This window comes from Flagellimonas sp. (assembly GCF_965222555.1).
Taxonomy (GTDB): domain Bacteria; phylum Bacteroidota; class Bacteroidia; order Flavobacteriales; family Flavobacteriaceae; genus Flagellimonas.
The window spans coordinates 389,709-411,361 of sequence record NZ_CBDCUG010000001.1; the positions used below are offsets into that span (position 1 = coordinate 389,709).

The 21,653-nt window shown below is 38.9% G+C and carries 21 protein-coding genes; 14 read left to right on the plus strand and 7 right to left on the minus strand.

Annotated features, from left to right (window positions below):
• The 4 genes from ACOQO1_RS01750 to ACOQO1_RS01765 all read right to left on the minus strand — a co-directional run bounded on the left by ACOQO1_RS01750 (window position 1) and on the right by ACOQO1_RS01765 (window position 5,036).
• On the minus strand, window positions 1-405 hold the full coding sequence (locus tag ACOQO1_RS01750) for a hypothetical protein (protein ID WP_420601139.1): 405 nt from the start codon (window positions 403-405) through the stop codon (window positions 1-3).
• 556 nt (window positions 406-961) lie between these two features.
• Window positions 962-2,044: a response regulator gene (locus tag ACOQO1_RS01755; RefSeq protein ID WP_420601140.1), complete on the minus strand. Its 1,083-nt coding sequence runs from the start codon at window positions 2,042-2,044 to the stop codon at window positions 962-964.
• Window positions 2,022-4,274: an ATP-binding protein gene (locus tag ACOQO1_RS01760; protein ID WP_420601141.1), complete on the minus strand. Its 2,253-nt coding sequence runs from the start codon at window positions 4,272-4,274 to the stop codon at window positions 2,022-2,024. The genes ACOQO1_RS01755 and ACOQO1_RS01760 overlap by 23 nt, the downstream gene beginning before the upstream one ends.
• A gap of 297 nt (window positions 4,275-4,571) precedes the next feature.
• Window positions 4,572-5,036 carry an Hsp20/alpha crystallin family protein gene (locus ACOQO1_RS01765; RefSeq protein WP_420601142.1) on the minus strand — a complete coding sequence of 155 codons (465 nt, stop codon included), beginning with the start codon at window positions 5,034-5,036 and terminating at the stop codon, window positions 4,572-4,574.
• 184 nt (window positions 5,037-5,220) lie between these two features.
• Between ACOQO1_RS01765 and ACOQO1_RS01770 the strand changes: the two genes are divergently transcribed.
• The 4 genes from ACOQO1_RS01770 (at window position 5,221) to ACOQO1_RS01785 (ending at window position 7,859) form a co-directional block, all read left to right on the plus strand.
• On the plus strand, window positions 5,221-5,610 hold the full coding sequence (locus ACOQO1_RS01770; protein WP_420601143.1) for a hypothetical protein: 390 nt from the start codon (window positions 5,221-5,223) through the stop codon (window positions 5,608-5,610).
• Between the two features lie 120 nt (window positions 5,611-5,730).
• Window positions 5,731-6,174 carry a hypothetical protein gene (locus ACOQO1_RS01775; protein ID WP_420601144.1) on the plus strand — a complete coding sequence of 148 codons (444 nt, stop codon included), beginning with the start codon at window positions 5,731-5,733 and terminating at the stop codon, window positions 6,172-6,174.
• A gap of 16 nt (window positions 6,175-6,190) precedes the next feature.
• Window positions 6,191-6,862 carry a hypothetical protein gene (locus tag ACOQO1_RS01780; protein ID WP_420601145.1) on the plus strand — a complete coding sequence of 224 codons (672 nt, stop codon included), beginning with the start codon at window positions 6,191-6,193 and terminating at the stop codon, window positions 6,860-6,862.
• A complete protein-coding gene (locus ACOQO1_RS01785; RefSeq protein WP_420601146.1) occupies window positions 6,843-7,859 on the plus strand; it encodes a 2-hydroxyacid dehydrogenase in 1,017 nt (338 codons plus the stop codon). The genes ACOQO1_RS01780 and ACOQO1_RS01785 overlap by 20 nt, the downstream gene beginning before the upstream one ends.
• Here the strand turns inward: ACOQO1_RS01785 and cls are convergent.
• Window positions 7,843-9,255 carry a cardiolipin synthase gene (cls, locus tag ACOQO1_RS01790; RefSeq protein WP_420601147.1) on the minus strand — a complete coding sequence of 471 codons (1,413 nt, stop codon included), beginning with the start codon at window positions 9,253-9,255 and terminating at the stop codon, window positions 7,843-7,845. The two genes, ACOQO1_RS01785 and cls, sit on opposite strands and share 17 nt — an antisense overlap.
• A 375-nt stretch (window positions 9,256-9,630) precedes the next feature.
• On the opposite strand from cls, the gene ACOQO1_RS01795 reads away from it, so the two are divergent.
• Window positions 9,631-11,808, plus strand: coding sequence for a DUF5916 domain-containing protein (locus ACOQO1_RS01795; RefSeq protein WP_420601148.1), 2,178 nt, complete (start codon window positions 9,631-9,633; stop codon window positions 11,806-11,808).
• A 172-nt stretch (window positions 11,809-11,980) separates the two neighbouring features.
• A complete protein-coding gene (locus tag ACOQO1_RS01800) occupies window positions 11,981-12,682 on the plus strand; it encodes a DUF2927 domain-containing protein (protein ID WP_420601149.1) in 702 nt (233 codons plus the stop codon).
• A gap of 67 nt (window positions 12,683-12,749) precedes the next feature.
• On the opposite strand, the gene ACOQO1_RS01805 is transcribed toward ACOQO1_RS01800, so the two are convergent.
• Both ACOQO1_RS01805 and ACOQO1_RS01810 read right to left on the minus strand, forming a co-directional pair.
• Window positions 12,750-13,889 carry a hypothetical protein gene (locus ACOQO1_RS01805; protein ID WP_420601150.1) on the minus strand — a complete coding sequence of 380 codons (1,140 nt, stop codon included), beginning with the start codon at window positions 13,887-13,889 and terminating at the stop codon, window positions 12,750-12,752.
• Window positions 13,890-14,027: 138 nt separating this feature from the next.
• Entirely contained in the window at window positions 14,028-14,459 is a 432-nt protein-coding gene (locus ACOQO1_RS01810) for an RrF2 family transcriptional regulator (protein ID WP_420601151.1), read from the minus strand.
• 121 nt (window positions 14,460-14,580) lie between these two features.
• On the opposite strand from ACOQO1_RS01810, the gene ACOQO1_RS01815 reads away from it, so the two are divergent.
• The 8 genes from ACOQO1_RS01815 (at window position 14,581) to ACOQO1_RS01850 (ending at window position 21,522) form a co-directional block, all read left to right on the plus strand.
• Entirely contained in the window at window positions 14,581-15,084 is a 504-nt protein-coding gene (locus tag ACOQO1_RS01815) for a c-type cytochrome (RefSeq protein ID WP_420601152.1), read from the plus strand.
• 9 nt (window positions 15,085-15,093) lie between these two features.
• The gene (locus tag ACOQO1_RS01820; RefSeq protein ID WP_420601153.1) at window positions 15,094-15,675 is read left to right on the plus strand and encodes a fasciclin domain-containing protein; all 582 of its coding nucleotides are present in this window, start codon (window positions 15,094-15,096) and stop codon (window positions 15,673-15,675) included.
• Between the two features lie 25 nt (window positions 15,676-15,700).
• A complete protein-coding gene (nosZ, locus tag ACOQO1_RS01825; RefSeq protein ID WP_420601154.1) occupies window positions 15,701-17,662 on the plus strand; it encodes a Sec-dependent nitrous-oxide reductase in 1,962 nt (653 codons plus the stop codon).
• 78 nt (window positions 17,663-17,740) lie between these two features.
• Entirely contained in the window at window positions 17,741-18,340 is a 600-nt protein-coding gene (locus ACOQO1_RS01830; protein WP_420601155.1) for a hypothetical protein, read from the plus strand.
• Window positions 18,337-18,780: a nitrous oxide reductase accessory protein NosL gene (locus tag ACOQO1_RS01835; protein WP_420601156.1), complete on the plus strand. Its 444-nt coding sequence runs from the start codon at window positions 18,337-18,339 to the stop codon at window positions 18,778-18,780. The genes ACOQO1_RS01830 and ACOQO1_RS01835 overlap by 4 nt, the downstream gene beginning before the upstream one ends.
• A gap of 30 nt (window positions 18,781-18,810) precedes the next feature.
• Complete coding sequence (locus ACOQO1_RS01840) at window positions 18,811-20,040, plus strand: nitrous oxide reductase family maturation protein NosD (RefSeq protein ID WP_420601157.1); 1,230 nt, start codon at window positions 18,811-18,813, stop codon at window positions 20,038-20,040.
• Complete coding sequence (locus ACOQO1_RS01845; protein ID WP_420601158.1) at window positions 20,037-20,747, plus strand: ABC transporter ATP-binding protein; 711 nt, start codon at window positions 20,037-20,039, stop codon at window positions 20,745-20,747. Before ACOQO1_RS01840 ends, ACOQO1_RS01845 begins: the two co-directional genes overlap by 4 nt.
• Window positions 20,740-21,522: an ABC transporter permease gene (locus ACOQO1_RS01850; RefSeq protein ID WP_420601159.1), complete on the plus strand. Its 783-nt coding sequence runs from the start codon at window positions 20,740-20,742 to the stop codon at window positions 21,520-21,522. The genes ACOQO1_RS01845 and ACOQO1_RS01850 overlap by 8 nt, the downstream gene beginning before the upstream one ends.
• Window positions 21,523-21,653 lie beyond the last annotated feature (131 nt).

A 21,653-nucleotide genomic window follows, 5' to 3' on the forward strand; every position in this document is an offset into this window, starting at 1 on the left:
TCAATTGCCCAAAAGGTCTTTCAACTGTTGCAGAAATACTATTTCGGACCTGTTCTTACCTGCAAAAGAGGAAGCAATGGAATCTGCGGTCTCTATAACCAGTTTTTTAATCTTTGGTCCAAACTTCTCCGGATGTTCTTTATAGAATGTTTCAAAATCCGAAAAATATGCACTTCCCTCCTTCTCCTCTTCTTGTAGCCAATCAAATACGATTTCTATTTGAAAAGCGGAATCTGTGCCAAATTCATCTTCCATTCCATCAACCTCCAACCAATGTTGTCGAACATATTTGCGCAGCCGTTTTACCTCCACAGGCCTTACCGAGCCATCCGTCATGGCCATGGCGTAGTATAATTTACCTAAATTTTGATAAAACTCGTTGCCTATTTTTTCAGAATTCAACATAACAAAAGTATTTATTCATTAACAAAAATAGGTTGATGGATTTTCTTTTTTAATGACATGCATCAGAATTGGAATCAATATTTCATTTAGTGATAAAAAAAATGTCGTGGAATGATCTGGATCATTCCATGGACGGCAATGCCTCCTTATCTTAGCACCATAATTATACGTTCTTAAAATATTGGTTAAGGTCATGGAGATAGCAATAGATTCATGGCTTAAGCGGGCAGAACAAAAATTTTATCGCCCATTTGGTTTTCCGCCTGTTTCACAGGCCACTGAAAATTAGTGTAAGTAGTGATAAAATAGATGCAACGCCTGCTGTGAGACCGGGGTACCTCGGTGCTTCGGTCTCTTCTATCGAAATCATGAAAATGGTCGTTGCCGTCGCAAGTCGACAATTACCAGAGTGAATGGATCACTTCTTGAGATGCCAAAATTATTTGATTATTGAGTTTTAGCGATAAAGTTTTGTAACCGATTGGTTTTTGTATTGATGAGAGATTTGATTTATTCATAGGAAACAGGGAGTTTAGGCTCCCTGTTTTTGTTGGTATCAATTTCCAAATTCGGCAATTCGTTTCAGTCGATTCTTATTGAGCAAGACCAGCTTTCTTTTTTTACCTACGCCCACCAATCCTTGTTCTCTAAAATCCGTTATGGCCCTAATCGTTGTTTCCTTGGCGGTCCCAATCATGCCGGCAAGGTCTTCCCTTAGTATTTCCACCCCTGTCCTTTCTTTATTCTCCTTGTCTTCAATGAAACCCTTTTTATGGAGCTCCAGCAACGCCCTTGCCGTTCTTTGTTTTACCGTGGAATATGCAACATCGACCAATTGCTCTTGCAAATGAATCATATTATTGGAAATGATGTCCAAAAATTTATTGGAAACCTCTCGGTCTTTGTACACCAGCTTGGTAAAATCTTCCTTGGGGATGCTCATCACTTTTGCATGTTCCAAGGCAATCGCCGTGTCCAAATAGGTACCTTCACTGTTCAAAAGGGAAAGTTGACCTATAAAATCACCCTTGCCGTACATTCCGGTCACCATTTCCTTCCCACTTTCCGTAACCCTGAAAACCTTAACATTACCTTCTTGGATAAAATAGAGATGATGGGCTGCATCGCCTTCTTGATAAATTTCTTCTCGATTTTTAAACTTTTGGAGTTTTCTATCCTTGGACAGCAGTTCAATTCCCAAATAAGCTGAGGCTTCCTTAATAAAATGATTTACGCCTTTGGTCGTTTTGGAAAATTTTTGCTGTAGGAAATCGGTTTTTTTAAGCCGTGTGTTTATTGCATCCAATAACTCTTGCGCTTCAAAGGGTTTAAAAAGATAATCATCGGCACCCAAATTCATTCCTTTTCTCAAATCTCCCTTTTCATCTTTTGCAGATAAAAAAATGAAGGGAATACCTGCTGTTTGTTCATCTTGGGACAAGGCCTTTAAAACGTCGTACCCATCCATTCCGGGCATCATAATATCGCTCACAATAATGTCCGGTAGCCATTCTTTGGCCTTTTGCACGCCCATTTTTCCATTTTCTGAGGCAACAACCACATAATTAGCCAACTCCAGAATTTCCATGGTGTTCTCCCGAACGTCCTTATGGTCTTCAATTATTAATACTTTTTTCATTTTTTTGAATGATTTTGGGAAAGGTCACTTTAAAAGTGCTTCCTTTATTTTCCATACTTTCAAAACTTAAGGTTCCGTTCATTAGCTCTGCATATTGCTTTACGATATGAAGCCCCAAACCGGTTCCTGCAATGTTCAAGCTGTTTTTTGCCCTAAAAAAACGCTGAAAAAGATATTGTTGTTCATTGAGCGGTATGCCTATGCCCCCATCCTCCACTTTTAGAGATACCTGTTGTTCATTTTCTTGGACTTTCAAGATGATTTTCTGGCCTTCTGCCGAGTATTTAATGGCATTACCAAGAAGATTCAAAACTATATGCCGCATGAGTTTACTATCCAAGAATACTGGTACTTTTTCTGTTTCATATTCAAATACAATGGTTTGCCCTTCTTTTTTGCTCAACTCCATTTGGTCTATCATTGATTTTGAAAAATCGACAAGATCAAACCATTCCAATTGGGCAATGGTCTTTCCCTCCTCTAGTTTACTCAAGGAAAGGAAATCGTTCAGTACCGTTACCAAGTGTTGCACATTCGATTTTATCCTGCTCAAGTGTTTTAACCTTCTCTCTTCCGACCCGGGTTGGTTTTGTTTTTCTATTAAAGTGGCAGAGGAAAGTATAACGCTCAATGGTGTCCTGAACTCATGTGAAGCCGTGCTGATGAACCTGGATTTTAAATCACTCAATTCTTTTTCCTTTTTTAGGTTTAGAAGCATATTTTTTTCGTTTTGTTTCCTGTCGGTGATATTTAGCAAAACAAAAAGTGCATAGGTTATACCTCCATTATCGGTTGAAAGCGGTGTTGTATTTATGGCGTATGGAACCCGACGGTACTCGGTTTCAAAACTCAAATGCTCACCCTTTAGGGTGCGCTTCACATATTCAATGAACAGACTCTTCCGCTGGCCGGAAAACTCTTGCAATTCTTCAATCTTGACTTTTTGAGATTTTTTTACCTGTTGCTGTACATCTTTTAATTCGGAGCCTTCCATAAAATGGATCTGCATTTCGGTATCTACCAGCAAAATGGCTCCTTTTGGAAATTTTTTGATAATGGCCATCAAAATTGCCTCGTTGGTCTCTGCCCTAAGCTCTGCAGCTTTCGCCTCATTGGTCTGCTCCACCAGTTCAACATTGGTCACTTCAAGGTCCATGATGGCTTTTTTCAGGTCTTCTGTCTTCCTTTCCACCTTTTTTTCCAATCCTTTGGAATAGGATGCCAACTCTTCAAGATTGGCCTGTAATTGCTTGCGAAGACTTATTTGTTCCACCGCCAAACTTACCAAGTTCACCATTTCCCAAATCAGCTCTTCATCTAATTCAGAAGGAGTTTTGGAGTCTTGGTGAAAAATGGTCAACACCCCCAAAATTTCGTTCTTCACATCCAAAATGGGATAGGACCAACAAGATTTCAATCCACTGCCATTGACAATATCCGCATACTTTTTCCATTTGACCTCTTGTCCAATATTTTCTTGAATCACCCTTTTCTTGTAATAGGCAGATGTGGCACAACAGCAGAAATCAGGCTTTATAGGTACGTTTTCCAATATTGCCCTTGTCAAACCTTTGGAAAGTTTTGGTGCGGTAACTTCAGATAAGGTTTTTCCTTTTGAATCAGCAGTCATGATGGCAACGATTGCATCTGGTATTTGCTTTTCAAGGATTTGCTGAATTGCTTTTACAATATGGACAAAAGAACTTCTTTTGAGCACCATTTCAAGAACATCACTTTTTGCCTTTCTTAACAATGCCCGCTTCTTTCTCTGAGTAACATCACTTTGAATGCCAATAAAATGGGTAAGCTCTCCATTTTTATTTTTGACCGGGGTTATTGACAGTTGATTCCAAAACATAGAACCGTTTTTTTTGTAATTGCGCAGTGTAACATTGCAAGATGTTCCAGACGTTAGGGCTTGTCGGATGGTTTCTATTTCTCTCTGGTGCCTATCATCACTCTGCAAAAAATTGCAGTTCATGCCCAATACCTCCTTCATCCTATATCCGGTAATCTTCTCAAAGGCTTTGTTTGTATAAATAATGGGGAATCTATCCATTTTTGCATCTGCAATTACAACACCATTGCCTACCACTTCCAATACACCCTTACCTATTTCCAGTATATCGGTGCTGCTCATTTGGGCAATGGTATTTCCTAACTTCTCTTTTTCGGTGACCTTAAAAGAAGTTTTATGCATAGTCCTCTTCTTGAAATCAAGCTCGTTCATAAAAACAGCTTTAAGTGAAGTACTTCTTGGTTACTCGTCAACCATTTAAGTCATGGCCGAAACAAATACTATCTCTAACTATATTCTTAATCCACCTAGAACTTTATGGAAAATCAAAGTTCTATTTATGTTATCTACTGGGACAGAGTGGTTCTCGTGTTGAATCTTCCAAAAATATTGGTTTATTCACTATTTGTCCATGATATTAATCATGTTGGAACAGACAAATCCCCATCTCCAAAAAACAGGGATGTTGTTGCTTTATGGCGACAGGGATTCTTAAAAAAAAATGGTCAGCTATGAAACCTCGATCACTTTTGGTTTCTGTTTTTTGGTTTCTTCTTTTTTGGCCAGTTTAAAGCTAAGAATACCATCATTGTATTTAGCTTTTACCTCTTCCTGTTTCACGCTTTCTGGAAGTTGCAATGAACGCTCAAAGGAATCGTAACTGAATTCCCTACGGGTATAGGTTTCATCCTTTTCTTCCTCAGAGGTGGTTTTTTCAGCCGAAATATTGAGGCATCCATTGTCGATGGTAATATTGAAATCTTTTTTACCAAACCCTGGGGCTGCCAATTCAATTTCAAAATTGTCATCTGTTTCTTTAATGTTCATTGCCGGATCAACGGTTTTTCCATTCCAAAAACGACCCCTTAACAAACTGTTGTCCCACATACGATTGTCAAAAAAATCGTCCATATCAAAAAAATCCGATGATATAAGACTTCTAAAAGGTCTTCTTTTAAATTTTACTAATGACATAATACTAGATTTAAGGTTACACGTTTCATTTAACTGGTTCTAAATTAGGCGCAAAGCCATCATACTGAAATGATCTAGGTCAATCCAGCAACAACCTTTTCAGTTCAAATTGAATAAATAACTACACTGATACTCGTCATTTTATTAAACTATCCTTTACCCTAAATTGTAGAAAATCAAGGCCATGAAAAATTCTTCGACAACATCGGAACGGGAAAAACTACATTGGGAAACTTTGAAATGGAAATCACATTTGCTGTTGATGGATAGTGAGTTGTATTTTATAACCCAATTGCTCAACTCCTATGCGTTTGAACAACATACACCCAATTTATTTGAGCGGCTTACGGATTATAAATCCCAAATCAAAAAAATCGAGGAAAGGAAAGACAAGCTCAAAACAAGATTGGTTTTACACGAAAGCACCCATGGTGATTTGGACAAACCATTGGAAATAACCTATAAAAATGAGCATGTAGCCATTGAAACCGAGGTGATGTCATGCATAGAGGGTTTTCAGAATCTGAAATTGGAAATTTTCAACTATACCGGCGGTATATTAAGAAAGGTCTAACCAAGCTGCTCATTTCCAAGGAAAACCCAAACTGATTTTTGTCATTCTTCATCTTGGGTCAATGGGGTACATTAGTTAAGAGTCAGTTATGACATCGGAAATTAATTAATTTTTATAGCAATGGAAAAGTCAAAAAAAAGATACAGTTACGCAGAATGGTTGAGTGCCGACGAAATGCACCGGGCATCTTTGGACTGGTTGTCCGAATTACATTTTTGTGCGGATGAACAGACTTTCTTGAACGGTCTGGTCAAATCATATACACTTCAACTCACGGACAAGAGCATTTTTGGAGATAGCAAAAAGTTGGTCAATCAACTTTTGGATCATGAAAAACAGCTTGTAAAACTGTTAGAACAAATACAAGCCCATGAAAGGCTATTGCAAATAATGATTGATGATGTTGACCAAATCAAAATGGAAAAGGCTTACGTGGAAACGCACAACGACCTTACCAACGATATCCACCAGTATCTGGTGACTTATAGGGATCTTAAGAAAAGCTTGTTCGCTTTGCTGTCAAAGATCATGAAATCCCAAAAGCAGAAAAGACTGCTGAATTAACCTTAAAAAGAACATCATGAGAAATTTACTTTCACTCGGACTCGGAATTTTGCTTTTAAGCAGCTGCGCCTCTACACAATTGGTGAGCAATTGGAAGAATCCTGACTACGTTATCTTCGATGCGAGCAAAGTACTCATTGTGGGAATGACCCAAAACGAGGATGCCCGAATCGATTTTGAGACCAAACTTAGACGTGAGTTCAGGAAAAGGGATATTGAGGCCATGCGCAGCATTGACCTTTTTGATGTTTCTTTTACTGATTCGGTCAAATCCGAACAAGAACTGGATGATGTGGAACAACAGTTGCTGGATAAGGATTTTGATGCCATTCTTTTTACCAAAGTTATAGGCTCGGAGGATTTTAAAAAGTTTAGAAAGCGAATGTCCGAAATTAACGGACTCTATGGAAAATTCAGGGAAGATTACCTGGAGCACCAACCCATTTACTACGAATCTGATTATTATGACGAATACACGGTATACCATGCCGAAACTTCACTGTACTGCATTTGTGTGGACAAAGAGAGAGAACTTATTTGGCGTGGAGGTATAGACATTACCGACCCTGTGAATATTGAAAAAACCGTGGATGAATACATCAAATTGATTGTTTTCGCTTTTGAGGAGCAAGACATTATTTTCAGAAAAGAAACAAAGGACGAGGACAATGAAAGTATTGGTTTATAGCGCCAAGGATTTTGAAATTCCCTTTTTGGAACGGGCCAACAATGGTCGTCACCAAGTTACTTATCTCAAAGAGGCATTGAACCTGGAAACAGCTTTTAAGTCCATTGGGCATAAGGCCATTTCCATTTTCTCCGGGGATGATGCATCTTCCCTAGTTCTGGAAACTTTGAAAGGTTTGGAAGTAAAATATATCTCCTTGCGTTCTACAGGCTACAACAACGTTCAGCTAAAAACTGCCAAAAAATATGAATTGAAGGTGGCCAATGTACCCGATTATTCCCCGCATGCTATTGCTGAGCATGCCGTTGCTCTGTTGTTAGCCATCAATCGTAAAATCATTAATGCCAACAATCAGGTACAAGTCTATAATTTTTTGCAGAGCAATCTAATGGGCTTCGACTTAAAAGGAAAGACCGTTGGTATTATTGGTACTGGGCACATAGGTTCGGTAATGTGCAAGATCATGCACGGTTTTGGGTGTAACGTTCTAGCGTATGATATTAAACAAAATGCCGACCTGATGGATTCGTACAAGATAAAATACACAGATTTGGAAACACTTTGTGCCCATTCCGATATCATAAGTTTGCACGTCCCCTTGAACAAAGAGACATATGACCTGATCAATAAGGAAACCCTGGCCTTAATGAAACCAAATACTGTGTTGATCAATACGGCCCGGGGTGCAATTGTGCATACCGATGCATTGATTGAAGCATTGGAGAACAATCAAATTGCCGCATACGGAACCGATGTTTATGAAAGGGAAAAAGGAGTTTTCTTTAAGGACAATTCAGAGAGTGGGATTAAAGACGACCGGCTAAAAAAATTGCTTTCTCTACCCAATGTTTTGCTCACCCCACACCAAGCGTTCATGACCGCCGAAGCTGTACAGAACATTGCCCAAACCACTTTTGAAAATATTGATGCATGGGCCAAGGGAGAAAAGTGTACAAACGAGTTGCAACCTGAAGAAAGCATTACAGAATGGGACTGAAAATTTTGGCGGTTCCCTCCTTAAGCCTTGTTCCCCAAGATCTTTGTTTGTGTTCATGGTAAGTCAGCTCTCTACTTCTAGCACAATCTTTTAAAAAATCAGCTTTCAGCTGTTGTGAAAAGTACCTATCGAAAATCAATGCATTGACCTCAAAGTTATGTTCAAAACTGCGTACATCAATATTTGCGGTCCCTATAGACACAATTTCATCATCACTAACGATGACTTTACTATGTAAAAATCCATCCGGAAAAAGAAACAATCGAATCCCTGCTTTTAACAAAGGTTCAAAATAGGAACGAACGGTCCAACCCACCAAATTGCTGTCAGCGTGCTCAGAGACCAGTAGGCGTACATCCACACCGCTCAAAGATGCAGTCTGTAATGCCAGTAAGATTTCGTTACCGGGAATTATGTATGGATTGGTGATATACACATATTGTTTAGCCTCGTTTATCATCTCAAAATACACCTGTTGAATATTAGGAAAATCATCCTCAGGGCCGCTGGACACTATCTGCACGATCTTGTCTCCATCATTTTTAAACTTTCCTTTATCAACTTCATCTCCCAAGGACAACTGCTCTTCAGCCACTAAATACCAGTCGGCTATGAAAACCTCTTCCAACTGTTTTACAGACGGGCCTGTGAGTTGCAGATGCATATCATGCCATGTGCCAAGGTTGGGGTCCCCTTTAAGGTATTTGTCAGAAATATTTATACCTCCGGTAAACCCATGGATTCCGTCTACAATGATTATTTTTCTATGGTTTCTGTAATTCAGGGAAGAAAGAAAATAATCGAATCGGAAGGGAAGAAAAGGATATACCTCAACTCCAACAGATTTAAGAGCATTCACATACCTATTGCTCAACGTATAACTTCCAATACTATCATAGATCATACGTACCTTGACTCCTTCTTTTACCTTGGATTGAAACAGCTTCAAAAGCCGATCTGCCAATTCGCCATCTTCAAAAATGTAATATTGTAAATAAATGTAGTTTGATGCCCCCTCCAGCGCTTCAAAAATAGATTCAAATGTAGTCTTGCCATCCTTTAACAAAACTGCCGAATTTTGCAGTGTTGGTTGAAATCGGCAATTCTTATTGATCAAGTCCATTAACCTGCCATATGTATGGTCAGTCTTTGATATTTCAATGGGGATTGGTTTGATTTCCCTTGAAAAAGCAACTTGTTTTTCTCTGAGTATCTTATTTTTTCTCCTATTTCTACCTAATAAGAGGTAAAGAATGATTCCACCCACCGGGATGGTAAAAATGGCCAAAAGCCAAGCCAGGGTTTTTGATGGCCTTGCTCCATTGACCAATATACCGATGACCATGGCAATTGCCACGATTATATACAAAATCACTAAAACAACTGATAGTGTCATTTTTGAAACGATTTTTTCTCAGCTCCGCGTCAAAATAAGAAGTAAGGTACTTTTTTATTATGATAAGGGTCATTCCCTTGGCATAGTTTGTTAAGGTCAATCTACCCAATCCCAACATCTTGGGGCTGTATATGGGATTATCGCAAAACGAAGGGTTTTAAATCCCGTTGGAGAATGGTATTTGGAATAGGCGATTGTTCAAAACCATAATATCAAAATTACACGGTAAATCACCCTAATCATCCAAAATTGTTAAGGAATAGTGCCTTATTGGTTTTTTGGGACATGGTTCCGTACTTTGGTAATGAAATATTAGAATCAAGGACCTAAAAAGTTAATGAATGGGCTTTTAATCGCTCGTACCCCTTTTAAAGAATGCTAAAAAATACCCTCCTGCTATTGGTCTCTGGTTTGGTTTTCTTCCAAATCAATGCCCAAAAAAAGAATGAAGCTTTTCAATTGCACATCCGAAAGACCCAGCTTCCGATTGTTATTGATGGAATAGTAGATGAGAAGGCATGGCTAGAAACCGATGTAGCCGATGATTTTTTTATGGTATTGCCCATGGACACAGGAAAGGCCAATGAACGTTCCGAAATTCGAATGGCCTACGATTCCAAAAATATTTATTTAGCGGCCACTTTTTATAATAGTGTTCCGGGAAAATATTATGTAGAATCCTTACGTAGGGATTTTTCATTTGGTAAGAACGACAATTTTTTACTGTTCATTGACCCCTTTAACAATCAGACTACGGGGTTTTCTTTTGGTTCCAATGCCTCTGGAGCGCAATGGGACGGAACAATGTTTGAAGGAGGTAGGGTAGATTTGAATTGGGACAGTAAATGGGTGTCCAAAGTCAAACAAGATCCGGAAAAGTGGGTGGTTGAAATGGCCATTCCTTTTAAATCGATAAGATATAAAGATGGTGTAACCGAATGGGGAATCAACTTTAGCAGATTGGATTTAAAATCAAGTGAAAAATCGAGCTGGACCCCAATACCGAGACAATTCCCTACAGCTTCATTGGCCTATACTGGAGTTTTGGTATGGGATGCTCCCCCACCCTCGCCAAAAACGAACATATCCGTAATTCCGTATATTTTGGGAAGAGTTACAAGTGATTTTGAAGGAGAGCGCACAACACAGGAAAAAATAGGGGGCGATGTTAAAATTAGTCTCAGCTCTTCCCTTAATCTGGATTTGACCGTAAATCCTGATTTTTCCCAAGTGGAAGTGGACAGACAGGTTACCAATTTGGACCGTTTTGAGTTGTTCTTTCCTGAGAGAAGACAGTTCTTTCTTGAGAATGCAGATTTATTTGCCAACTTCGGCTACCCTACCATTCGTCCTTTCTTCTCCAGAAGAATTGGACTGGGCGTGCCCATTAGGGCCGGTGCCAGGTTAAGTGGAAATTTAAACGAGAAATGGCGTTTGGGTGTCATGGATATGCAAACCGAAAGTATTGACAATCTTGGACTGCCCAATCAGAATTTTGCGGTAATGTCATTGCAACGTAAGGTTTTCAGCAGATCTAGTATTGGATTGATGTTGGTGAATAAAGAGTCATTGCGATATCCACAGGACACGGATTCTTTGCGTACTGTATTCCCAAAGTTCAATCGGAATCTGGGAGTGGAGTATAACCTGGCTTCCTTCAACAATCTGTGGACCGGTAAAGCCTTTTTTCTTAAATCCTTTGCGCCCAGTCGTATTGGAAATGGAATCACCCAAGCAGCGCATTTGGAATACAAAAGCCGAAAATGGAACTGGAGGTTGCAAGAACAATCCGTAGGAAAGAAATATACCGCCGAAGTGGGCTTTGTTCCCCGAAATGCTTACGTGAATATAAATTCATTCGTTGGACATACTTTTTTTCCAAAAAATGAACAGGGTAAACTGGTCAGCCATGGTCCAAAATTTAGCAGTAGTTACTTCTTTAATGAGAAGATGAAGCGAACGGACAACCTGAGCGAATTGGAGTATCTATTGAGTTTTAGGAACAGAAGCAACTTTGAAATTGGTTTTACCAACGAATATGTGGAATTATTGGCGCCTTTTGACCCAACGCGGTCTGGCAAGGATTCCTTGGCAGTAGGGACAAAACATCGTTGGAATGCAATTAAATTTGGATATTTATCAAAACCGCAAAGCATGTTTACCTATTCCGTCAGTGGTCGTTATGGAGGGTATTACTCCAATGGTAATCGTTTGAATTTAAGCAGTGAGCTCGGTTATCGCTTTCAACCCTTTGTCAGCTTAAATGGAACCCTGAGTTATAACCATATCAGTTTACCACAGCCTTGGAACACAACGGAGTTTTGGCTAATTGGTTCAGAAGTGGATATCACCTTTACCAACAAGCTGTTTTTTGCGACCCTTTTTCAGTATAATGAACAATCCAGAAACTTTAACCTGAATTCCCGTCTCCAATGGCGATACAAACCTGCTTCGGACTTGTTTATAGTATTCACCAACAACCAGCTATTGCATCCCAATAATGATGAAAGTTGGTCACTTACCTTGAAATTCAATCATTGGTTTAATTGGTAAAGGTTGGTACAACATAAATACAGAAAAATAATTTCTTGAATTTATAACCATTCTCCTCTTGATCAAACTCTCAAATTCATAAATACACCTGTCAATTGTTAATTTAGATGAACGGGCATTTTACAGAACAACATCTTTATAAAAAAGCAGTTCTATAGTAAAAATACGCCCCATGAAAAAAGTAATGTTTCTGATTTTTGTCAGTTTAACGTTTTCATCATGTACCAAAGATGATGATTCGGAAAAAGACCTCGCAAAAGAACTGAATGTCCAACAAAAAGAATTCATTGAAGAATATAAGCACGTTGTGGTTGATGACCTAAACCTCAAATGGAAAAAAGAGATCAAGCTTTTTTTAGATGGTAATATAACCGCTGATTATGAGAATATGGTCAATAGTACTTTGGCCACTTACAACAGTTTTTTCTCAGATGGTATGAAAATCACTTTAGTGAACAATTTGGATGATTCCAATGTACATCTATATAATGGACCCAAGAACGAAATAGCCTCTTTATGGACAGACATTTATAACGCAATTGACGATACTACAGTTGGGTATGGGTCTTCCTCTTGGTCCTCAAATTCTGCCGAAGGAGAGAAAATTGTCGATTCAGGAAGAATTTGGGTAGATCAAAATACGGGAATGCCGCTTTTCTCACATGAACTTGGTCATGTTTTAGGTTTGGGGCATAGCAGCCAAAAGTATTGTGATTCTTCCATTATGTGCAGCATTCCGGCTCAAGAATTTTCATCTTTTGATAAGGCAATGCTAAAAATATTATATCATCCACAAATTAAATCCGGTGCTTCCTTTGAAGAAATAGAGTCGATAATATCAGAATTATTGTTGACCAATGAGGTTGCATTATAAATCAGAGAATTGTACATAAAAAAAAGCGGAGTAAAAATCTCCGCTTTTTTTGGTTAACTTTTAAATCCTACTTAATATCTCCGTTGGAAACCTGAATCGTGATGGAGGCTCTTTCTCCTGTGGCTTTCCAAAAATTGTAGGTATCCCCCCAATAACTATCAGGTTCTCCCTTTCTGGAAAAATTTTCTAAATCCTTATTTATTGAATCAATTTTTTCCTGTCCGAGTTTTGAAGTAGAAATAATGACCGTCAAGGCGTTGAATTCTTTTTGTGAGTTTTGAACTGACGGAATCCGCTCCCCATGTTCCGTCACAAGGTCCGCGCTCGTTAATGTTGTAATACCATCTGCGGTAAACTTTCCATATTCTCCAGTGGAAACAGGGTTTTCCGCCACTTGAATAGATTCCAACTCATCTTTACCAATGAGTCCCATTACATAAAGCTCAACATTACTATATGGCAAAGAGTTTCCTCCATTGGCATTGGCTCCAAAACCATTTCTGCCATTTACCTTTCCGTGGTACGTTCCACCACCCAAATCATCAAGTTCATCAAAGCCGCCAAGCTGTCCCCCAGCGCTTGAATACCCCCAATGGCCACCTACCGTTGTAGAGAGAAATCCGTGATTGGCCCAATAATGGGCTATTTCATGTAAAAAAGGGCCGGATACAATATACTCTGTACGCGGCATGTAGATTACACTTTTTAACTTTCCATCAGAACCGTACTGAGATGTTCCGTCATAGATTGAAGATCCTATCCCCTCAACATCATTTTTAACCTTATATGATATTCCGTAATACAGATTCTGGGGTTGACTTTCCTCTACTGATAATACAAATATGAAGTCAAATTCATCATTAAAGTACTCATAGACCTTTTTTGAGACCATCTTTAGGTCACCATCGTCAGTTATAAATTTATTGTACTCCGTATCGGACAAAACAAAATTTACCAACTTCATATCTTCATCCAATACAAAGTTTTCTTCAAACTCCATGGTCTCTGGGGAGTTGGAGTCATCAGAATCTTCAGTGTTTTCAGGATTTTCAGGGCTTTCGGGTTCGTCGGTGGACGTTTCATCATCAACAATCCCTACTTCCTCCAAATTGTCGGTACTACAGGAAATGTTGGTGATTGAAAATAAAAAAAGAAAAAACAGGGCGTTTAAAAGGGTTATTCCCTTTCGTTTTGGGGCTCTTAACATAAGTGTTCAATTTAAGGTTTGAGGTATGGTTCTAACGTAGAAAAAGGCAACATATTTTACCAGCACTGGTTCTAATGAGCTGATTGACCATAACATATCAACCTAAATCAATGCATACCTATCCTAAAAAAGTTTTAATTATAGGGGAAGGATAGATTTTCCATCCCTAACATCAGAAATTAAACTCTCAATTGTGGTTTCTTCCAAATTTTTGATGAAGTAGCTGTTTGCGTCGCCAACCAAGTGATGAAGTGCACAAGGGTTTTCATTATCGCATTCTTTTAAACTCAACATGCATGAGCGCAAACGTTGCTCACCATCAATAACATCAATAATCTTAATCAATGGGATGGATTTGTTTGCGGCATCCAGATAGAATCCTCCTTTGGGACCTCGCGAAGATGAAACGATATTGTGCTTTGAAAGCTCTTGTAACAGTTTGGCCAAATAAGATTGGGGAACATTTATGCGCTCATAGATATCCTTGACCATCATTTTATTATCCACATCGGTGTTAAGTGCCAAAAAAAGGACAGCCTTCATGGCATATTTAGCAGAATTGGTAAGCATATACCTATTTTCAATTTTTATACAATACTAAAAAGATGTTTTTGTCGCAAATATGACGAATATCATATTCTAACCTAACGTTGGACAATACTTTTGGTGAAAATTTAACAATTATTGACCAATGAGAATTATTGTAAAAAACAGCGTTTTCTTTTTCATGTTACTCCTTTTAAGCTGTGGAGGAAAAGAAGAGAAAAAAAAGGAAGGCTTTGAAGTTCAAAGGCAAAAAACAACAGAACAACCCGTAAAAGCTGTTGAGACAAACACCCAAAAAGCTTCAGAGAAGGTTGATCTCACCAATAAAGGTGTGGGTCCGATTAAATCCATAACCATATCTGATGATATAGATCAAACTCTTGCAGAAGAAGGCAAAGCTGTATATGACCAAATGTGCTTGGCTTGCCATAGAATAGGCAAAAAGTTCATTGGTCCCGCTCCCAATGGTATCTTGGAAAGACGTACTCCCGAATGGGTCATGAACATGATTCTTAACCCAGAGGGCATGGTAAAAGAAGACCCGTTGGCAAAAGAACTTTTATTGGAATTTAACGGATCACCCATGGCAAATCAAGGCCTTACAGAGGAACAGGCCAGAGCCGTGCTCGAATATTTTAGAACCTTATAACACTTTACTATGAAAGTACTGACCAAAATCAAATTATCTTTTGGTTCGTTACTGGCAGTTTTCATCATACTGAGCTGTAAGAACGAAGCCAAAACGGAGACCACTGCCTCCAAAACGGTGGAAACTCAAACAAGCAGTAAAAAACAAGGACAGGCCTTCCTTAAGGATGATGAATCCCAACCCAATGTTTTGGATATTGCAGTTGGCTCACAAGATCACAGTACCCTGGTTGCAGCCGTACAAGCCGCCGAGCTGGAAAATGCACTGGTAAATGCAGGACCATTGATGGTTTTTGCCCCAACCAATGCAGCATTTGATGCTTTACCTGAAGGAACCGTGGAAAACTTATTAAAACCAGAGAACAAGGATGCCCTGGCCAACATCCTAAAATATCACGTTACACCAGGAAGATACACCAAAGATTTTCTCAAAAAGTTCAAAAAGCTGGGGCAAGCCAATAATCAAAATGTTCCGGTTGAAATTAAAGGAGATGATGTTTATGTGGGCGGAGCCAAAATTGTGGCCAGTGTTCCTGCTGGTAATGGTATAGTCCATGTTGTGGATAAAGTAATATTACCTCCTAATGAATAAGCAAAACTTTCTTAAAACAATGACAATGAAAAAAATACATTATTTAACCTTAGCTCTTGCCGGAGTTGCCATGCTGTTCACCAGTTGCAACCAACAAGGGAACAAAAGCTCTAATGGAGCTCTTTCTTCCAGTGCGGCCGAAAAAGTATATGTAGCACCAGGAGAACATGACGAATACTATGCCTTTATTTCTGGTGGATTCAGTGGGCAACTTTCAGTTTATGGACTTCCATCAGGGCGTCTCTTTAAAGTTATCCCTGTGTTTTCCCAAGATGCTGAAAAAGCCTGGGGATACAATGAAGAAACAAAGCCTATGTTGAATACTTCCCACGGTTTTATTCCTTGGGATGACTCTCACCACCCCGATATTTCCCAAACCAATGGGGAACTTGACGGACGTTACGTATTTATCAATGGGAACAATACACCGCGTATTGCCAAAATCGATTTGAGTGTATTTGAAACCACTGAGATTATCGAAATTCCAAACAGTGCAGGTAACCACAGTTCTTCTTTTGTAACCGAAAATACCGAGTATGTAGTTGCTGGTACGCGTTTTTCAGTACCTGTACCTCAAAGGGATATGCCCATCAATGAATATAAAGGAAACTTTAAGGGAGCCCTGACATTTATCAGTGTTGCTCCCGAAGATGGTAGAATGGACATCAAATTCCAATTGATGATGCCTGGATTTGATTATGACCTTTCCCACCCCGGTAGAGGTGCATCCCATGGTTGGTTCTTCTTTACTACCTATAATACGGAAGAATCTCATACATTGATGGAGGTTAACGCTTCGCAAAATGATAAGGATTTTATTGCCGCAGTAAACTGGAAAAAAATCGAAGAATATGTAAATAATGGCGGTGGAACCATGATGCCATCAAATTATGCACATAATGTATATGATGAGCATACCCATACGGCCACTTCTACTATGAAAAAAGAAGTATTGACCGTAGATCCAACCAAGGTGCCAGGCGCAGTTTATTTCTTACCCACTCCTAAATCACCTCATGGTTGTGACGTAGATCCTACGGGTGAGTACATTGTTGGTAACGGAAAATTGTCCGCCGATTTAACAGTGCACTCCTTTACCAAGATGTTGGCAGCCATAGAAAATGAGAAATTCGATGGCGAGGCCTATGGAATTCCAATATTAAAATTTGAGGATGTTTTGGCCGGTACCGTTCAAAGCGGTGGCTTAGGGCCATTACACACCGAGTTTGATGCTCAAGGAAATGCGTATACTACCTTCTTTATTTCCTCAGAGGTGGTAAAATGGAAAGTAGGTACTTGGGAAGTTATAGATAGACAGCCTTGCTATTACTCCGTAGGTCACCTGATGATACCCGGCGGTAACTCAAGAAAACCATTTGGAGATTATGTTTTGGCCATGAACAAGATAACCAAAGACCGTTATCTGCCTACAGGACCGGAAGTAACCCAATCAGCCCAATTATATGATATCTCGGGTGATAAAATGGAATTGTTATTGGACTTTCCAACTGTTGGTGAGCCACATTATGCAGCTGGTATTGCAGCGGATATTGTAAAACAAAGATCCAAGAAAATCTTTAATCTTACTGACAATAAGCATAAATACGCAACCACTTCAGATGCTAATGTTAGAGTGGAACGCAATGGAAAAGAGGTCCATATTTATATGACCATGATTAGAAGTCACTTTAACCCAGATAATATTGAAGGAGTAAAAGTAGGTGACAAGGTATACTTCCATGTCACCAATTTGGAACAGGATTATGATGTACCTCACGGGGTTAGTATGATCGGAGCCAACACATCTGAATTGCTAATCATGCCAGGGCAAACCGAAACCTTTGTATGGGAACCCAAACAAGTTGGGGTATGGCCATTTTATTGTACAGATTTCTGCTCTGCACTTCATCAAGAAATGCAAGGTTATGTTAGAGTTTCACCAGCCAATTCAAATCTTGATTTAAGCTGGTCATTAGGAGAAGATTAGATTGTTTAAATTGACTCTCATTTAGAAAAGCGGGAGGGTTACCCTCCCGCTTTTTTCAAATACACAAGTATTAAACAAATGAAAAAGAAAGCTAAAATTTTGATGTTTGCCGGTGCATTATTGCCCCTATTGCTCTTTGTGTTTCCACTTTGGAAAATAACATTGGAAGCTCCACAATATCCTACCCCTTTGGGTATGTACATCTATATCAATGATTTTGCAGATGCCAATCCACATGACATCAAAAATATCAACTTGATGAACCACTATGTAGGAATGAAGTACATTCCAGATGCCATACCTGAGTTCAAAATATTTCCAGCAGGGATTATCATAACTACTATTATTGGCCTCCTAATTGCTTTTAAGGCCAATTATAAATGGTATTTGTATTGGTTTATCCTAATGGCCGTTTTAAGTGCCGCAGGCTTATATGATTTTTATTTGTGGGAGCATGACTACGGATATGACCTTGACCCAAAAGCCATTATGAAATTTACCAATCCAGATGGATCTGTAATGGGCTTTCAACCGCCACTTTTTGGCACAAAGAATATTCTTAATTTTACGGCACACTCCTATCCTCAATTGGGAGCATTTAGCCTTGCAGCAGGAATGGGACTTTCCATGATTGCTTTCTTAATTGGAAAAAAGAACAACAAAATACAAGTAAAATGAAAAGGCAATATGGGGCTTATTTAATGATTGTTTTGGCTGCGACCATTCTTGTTGGATGCAGTACTAAGCCCCAGCCCATTGCCTATGGCTCTGATGGGTGTCATTTTTGCAGTATGACCATCGTGGATACCCAACATGCTGCCCAAATTGTTACCAAAAAAGGTAAGGCCTTTAAATTTGATGCCATCGAATGCATGGTTAATTACCGCAAAGAAATCAACCCTGATGACATTGCTCAATATGTATGTAACCATTACACAATTCCAGAAGAATTAATTGACGCCACCCAAGCAACATTCTTGATCAGTGAAGGTATTCCAAGCCCCATGGGAGCCTATTTAACTGCTTTTGATTCTGATTCTGAGGCGAAATCTGCACAAAATGAACATGAAGGTAAGTTGTTTACGTGGGATGAATTGTTGGAACACTTCAATAACTGAAATCAAAAATCTTGAGTATCAAATACTGTCATGAAGAAAACTGTACTGATTTTTCTATCTCTTTTAGGTTTCTTATCCCACGCTAAGACTATTGACATTTGTTCTTCATGTACAGTAAAAACAATCAAAGATGGTGTTGCCGCAGCTTCGGATTTTGATACCCTTCTCATTAAAAAAGGCACCTACAAAGAATTCAATATAGTAATTGATAAGCCTCTTACGCTTTTCGGAGAAAATTACCCAGTAATAGATGGGGAAGACAAAGGTGAAATCATTACCATAATATCTGATAATGTAACCGTAGATGGGCTTTTTATCATCAATGTTGGAACAAGTTACACCTCAGATTATGCAGCCATAAGGGTGGTAAAGAGTAAAAACTTTCTAATCCAAAATGTGGTTTTGGAAAAACTTTTTTTTGGTATTTATTTGGAAAAATCCAGCGATGGCAGGGTCTATCACAACAAAATTATAGGTGACGCCGTAGAAGAGTTCAATTCTGGCAACGGAATACAATTATGGTATTGTAAAAACATTGAAGTGGAGCAAAACATTGTACAACATGTTCGCGACGGTATTTATCTGGAATTCTCCGATGACATTATTATCAAGAACAACGTTAGTTCCAACAACGTACGCTACGGACTGCACTTCATGTTTTCAAACAACGATGTCTATGAAAACAACGTGTTTGAAAAGAATGGTGCCGGTGTAGCCGTTATGTTTTCCAAAAAAATAAAAATGCTCCATAATACTTTTCGTGAGAATTGGGGAACAGCCTCATTTGGTATGCTTTTAAAAGAAATCAATGATGCTGAAATAACTGGTAATTCATTTGAAGAAAATACGGTTGGCATCAGTATTGAAGGGTCCAATAGGATCAAATACCATAAAAACGACTTTATCAGAAATGGGTGGGCACTAAAAGTGAGAGGAGCCTGTTATGGCAATTCCTTTTCTTCCAACAACTTTCTTCACAACTCTTTTGACGTTTCCTACAACAGTAAACTAAACGATAACGTCTTCAATGGAAATTACTGGAGCAAATATACCGGATACGATCTGGACAAAAATGGAACAGGTGATGTTCCCTATAGACCCGTAAAACTATTTTCCTATATTGTTAATCGCACCCCGGAAACCATTGTATTACTACGGAGTTTGTTTATGGATATCATCGATTTTTCTGAAAAAGTATCTCCCGTTTTCACTCCGGATAATCTGATGGACAATGCTCCACTAATGAAAAAACTGAAATGATAGCCATAACCGACCTTCATAAAAAATTTGGAAAAAACCAGGTATTGACCGGATTGGATCTCGCCATTGAGGGTGGTGGGGTTTTTGCCGTTCTTGGGCCCAATGGTTCTGGAAAAACCACGTTGATAAAAAGTATCTTAGGGATGGTTACCATGAACCAGGGAGAAATATCGGTCTTGGAAAATCCTGTAAAAACTAAATGGAAATATCGTAAAGAGATCAATTACCTTCCCCAGATAGCTAATTTTCCGGGTAACCTTAAAGTAAAGGAGCTCATCCGGATGATTATAGATCTTAGACAAAAACCCAGTGATTCTGAAAGACTGATCGAGATGTTCAAATTGGAACCCTTTCTGGATAAAAAATTCTCAACGCTTTCCGGTGGCACCAAACAAAAGGTAAATATTGTACTTGCCTTTATGTTTGATAGTCCTTTACTCATTCTGGACGAACCTACCACAGGCCTGGATCCTGCTGCTTTGATAAAACTGAAGGAATTATTACAGGAAGAAAAGAAAAAGGGCAAGACCATTTTGGTCACCTCACATATCTTGCAATTTGTTGAGGAAGTGGCCGACGAGATTGTATACCTTCTTGAAGGAAAAATATACTTTAAGGGCAGTATTCCCCAATTGAAGACCATGACCAAACAAACCGATTTTGAACATGCCATTGTGGCCATTGCAACCCAGGAAAACCATGCTTAAGATTTTAAAATATAGTTTTTACGACCTTATGCGCAGCCGCTGGAGCTACGTATACTTCTTTTTCTATTTGGCATTGGGGTTTGTGCTGCTGTTTTTGAACAATGATGTATCCAAAGCGGTGATAACACTTATGAACGTGATAATTGTTTTGGTTCCCTTGATTGCAACCATTTTTGGGGTAATGTACTACTATAATTCCAAGGAATTTATAGAGTTATTGCTAGCACAGCCCATTAAACGTTCTTCCATTTTTCTTGGCCAATATTTGGGAGTGGCAGGCTCTTTGTCCATGAGTTTGGTACTGGGTCTGGGGATTCCTTTCATTCTTTATGGCCTTTTTAGGAGTAATGCTATCTGGGATTTCTCACTTTTATTGGTTACAGGAGGTTTTCTTACCTTGATTTTCACAGCATTGGCATTCAACATTGCGCTTTCAAACGAAAACAAGATCAAGGGGTTTGGCTACGCCGTTCTGCTATGGCTGTTTTTGGCGGTCATTTATGATGGATTGTTTTTAATGTCATTGATTGTTTTTGAGGAATATCCCTTGGATACTTTTTCATTGGTTTCCACAATGCTCAATCCTATTGATCTGTCTCGAACACTGATACTCCTAAAATTGGACATTTCAGCCTTGTTAGGCTACACCGGGGCTACTTTTAAAAAATTCTTCGGTACCAATTTTGGTTTTTTTGTATCGATGGGCATTTTAATTATTTGGACAATCCTTCCTATTTGGAGGTTGGTGCACAAAGCTGGAAAAAAGGATTTTTAGAACCAGCATTAGTCAGGACACCACAATCAATTATCGCGTTATCAGTGGGTTATATCCAATTTTCATATTGCAACGGTACATTGCGATCCATTTGCTCAAAAACAACATTTTGTTATTCTTCTAAATTTATT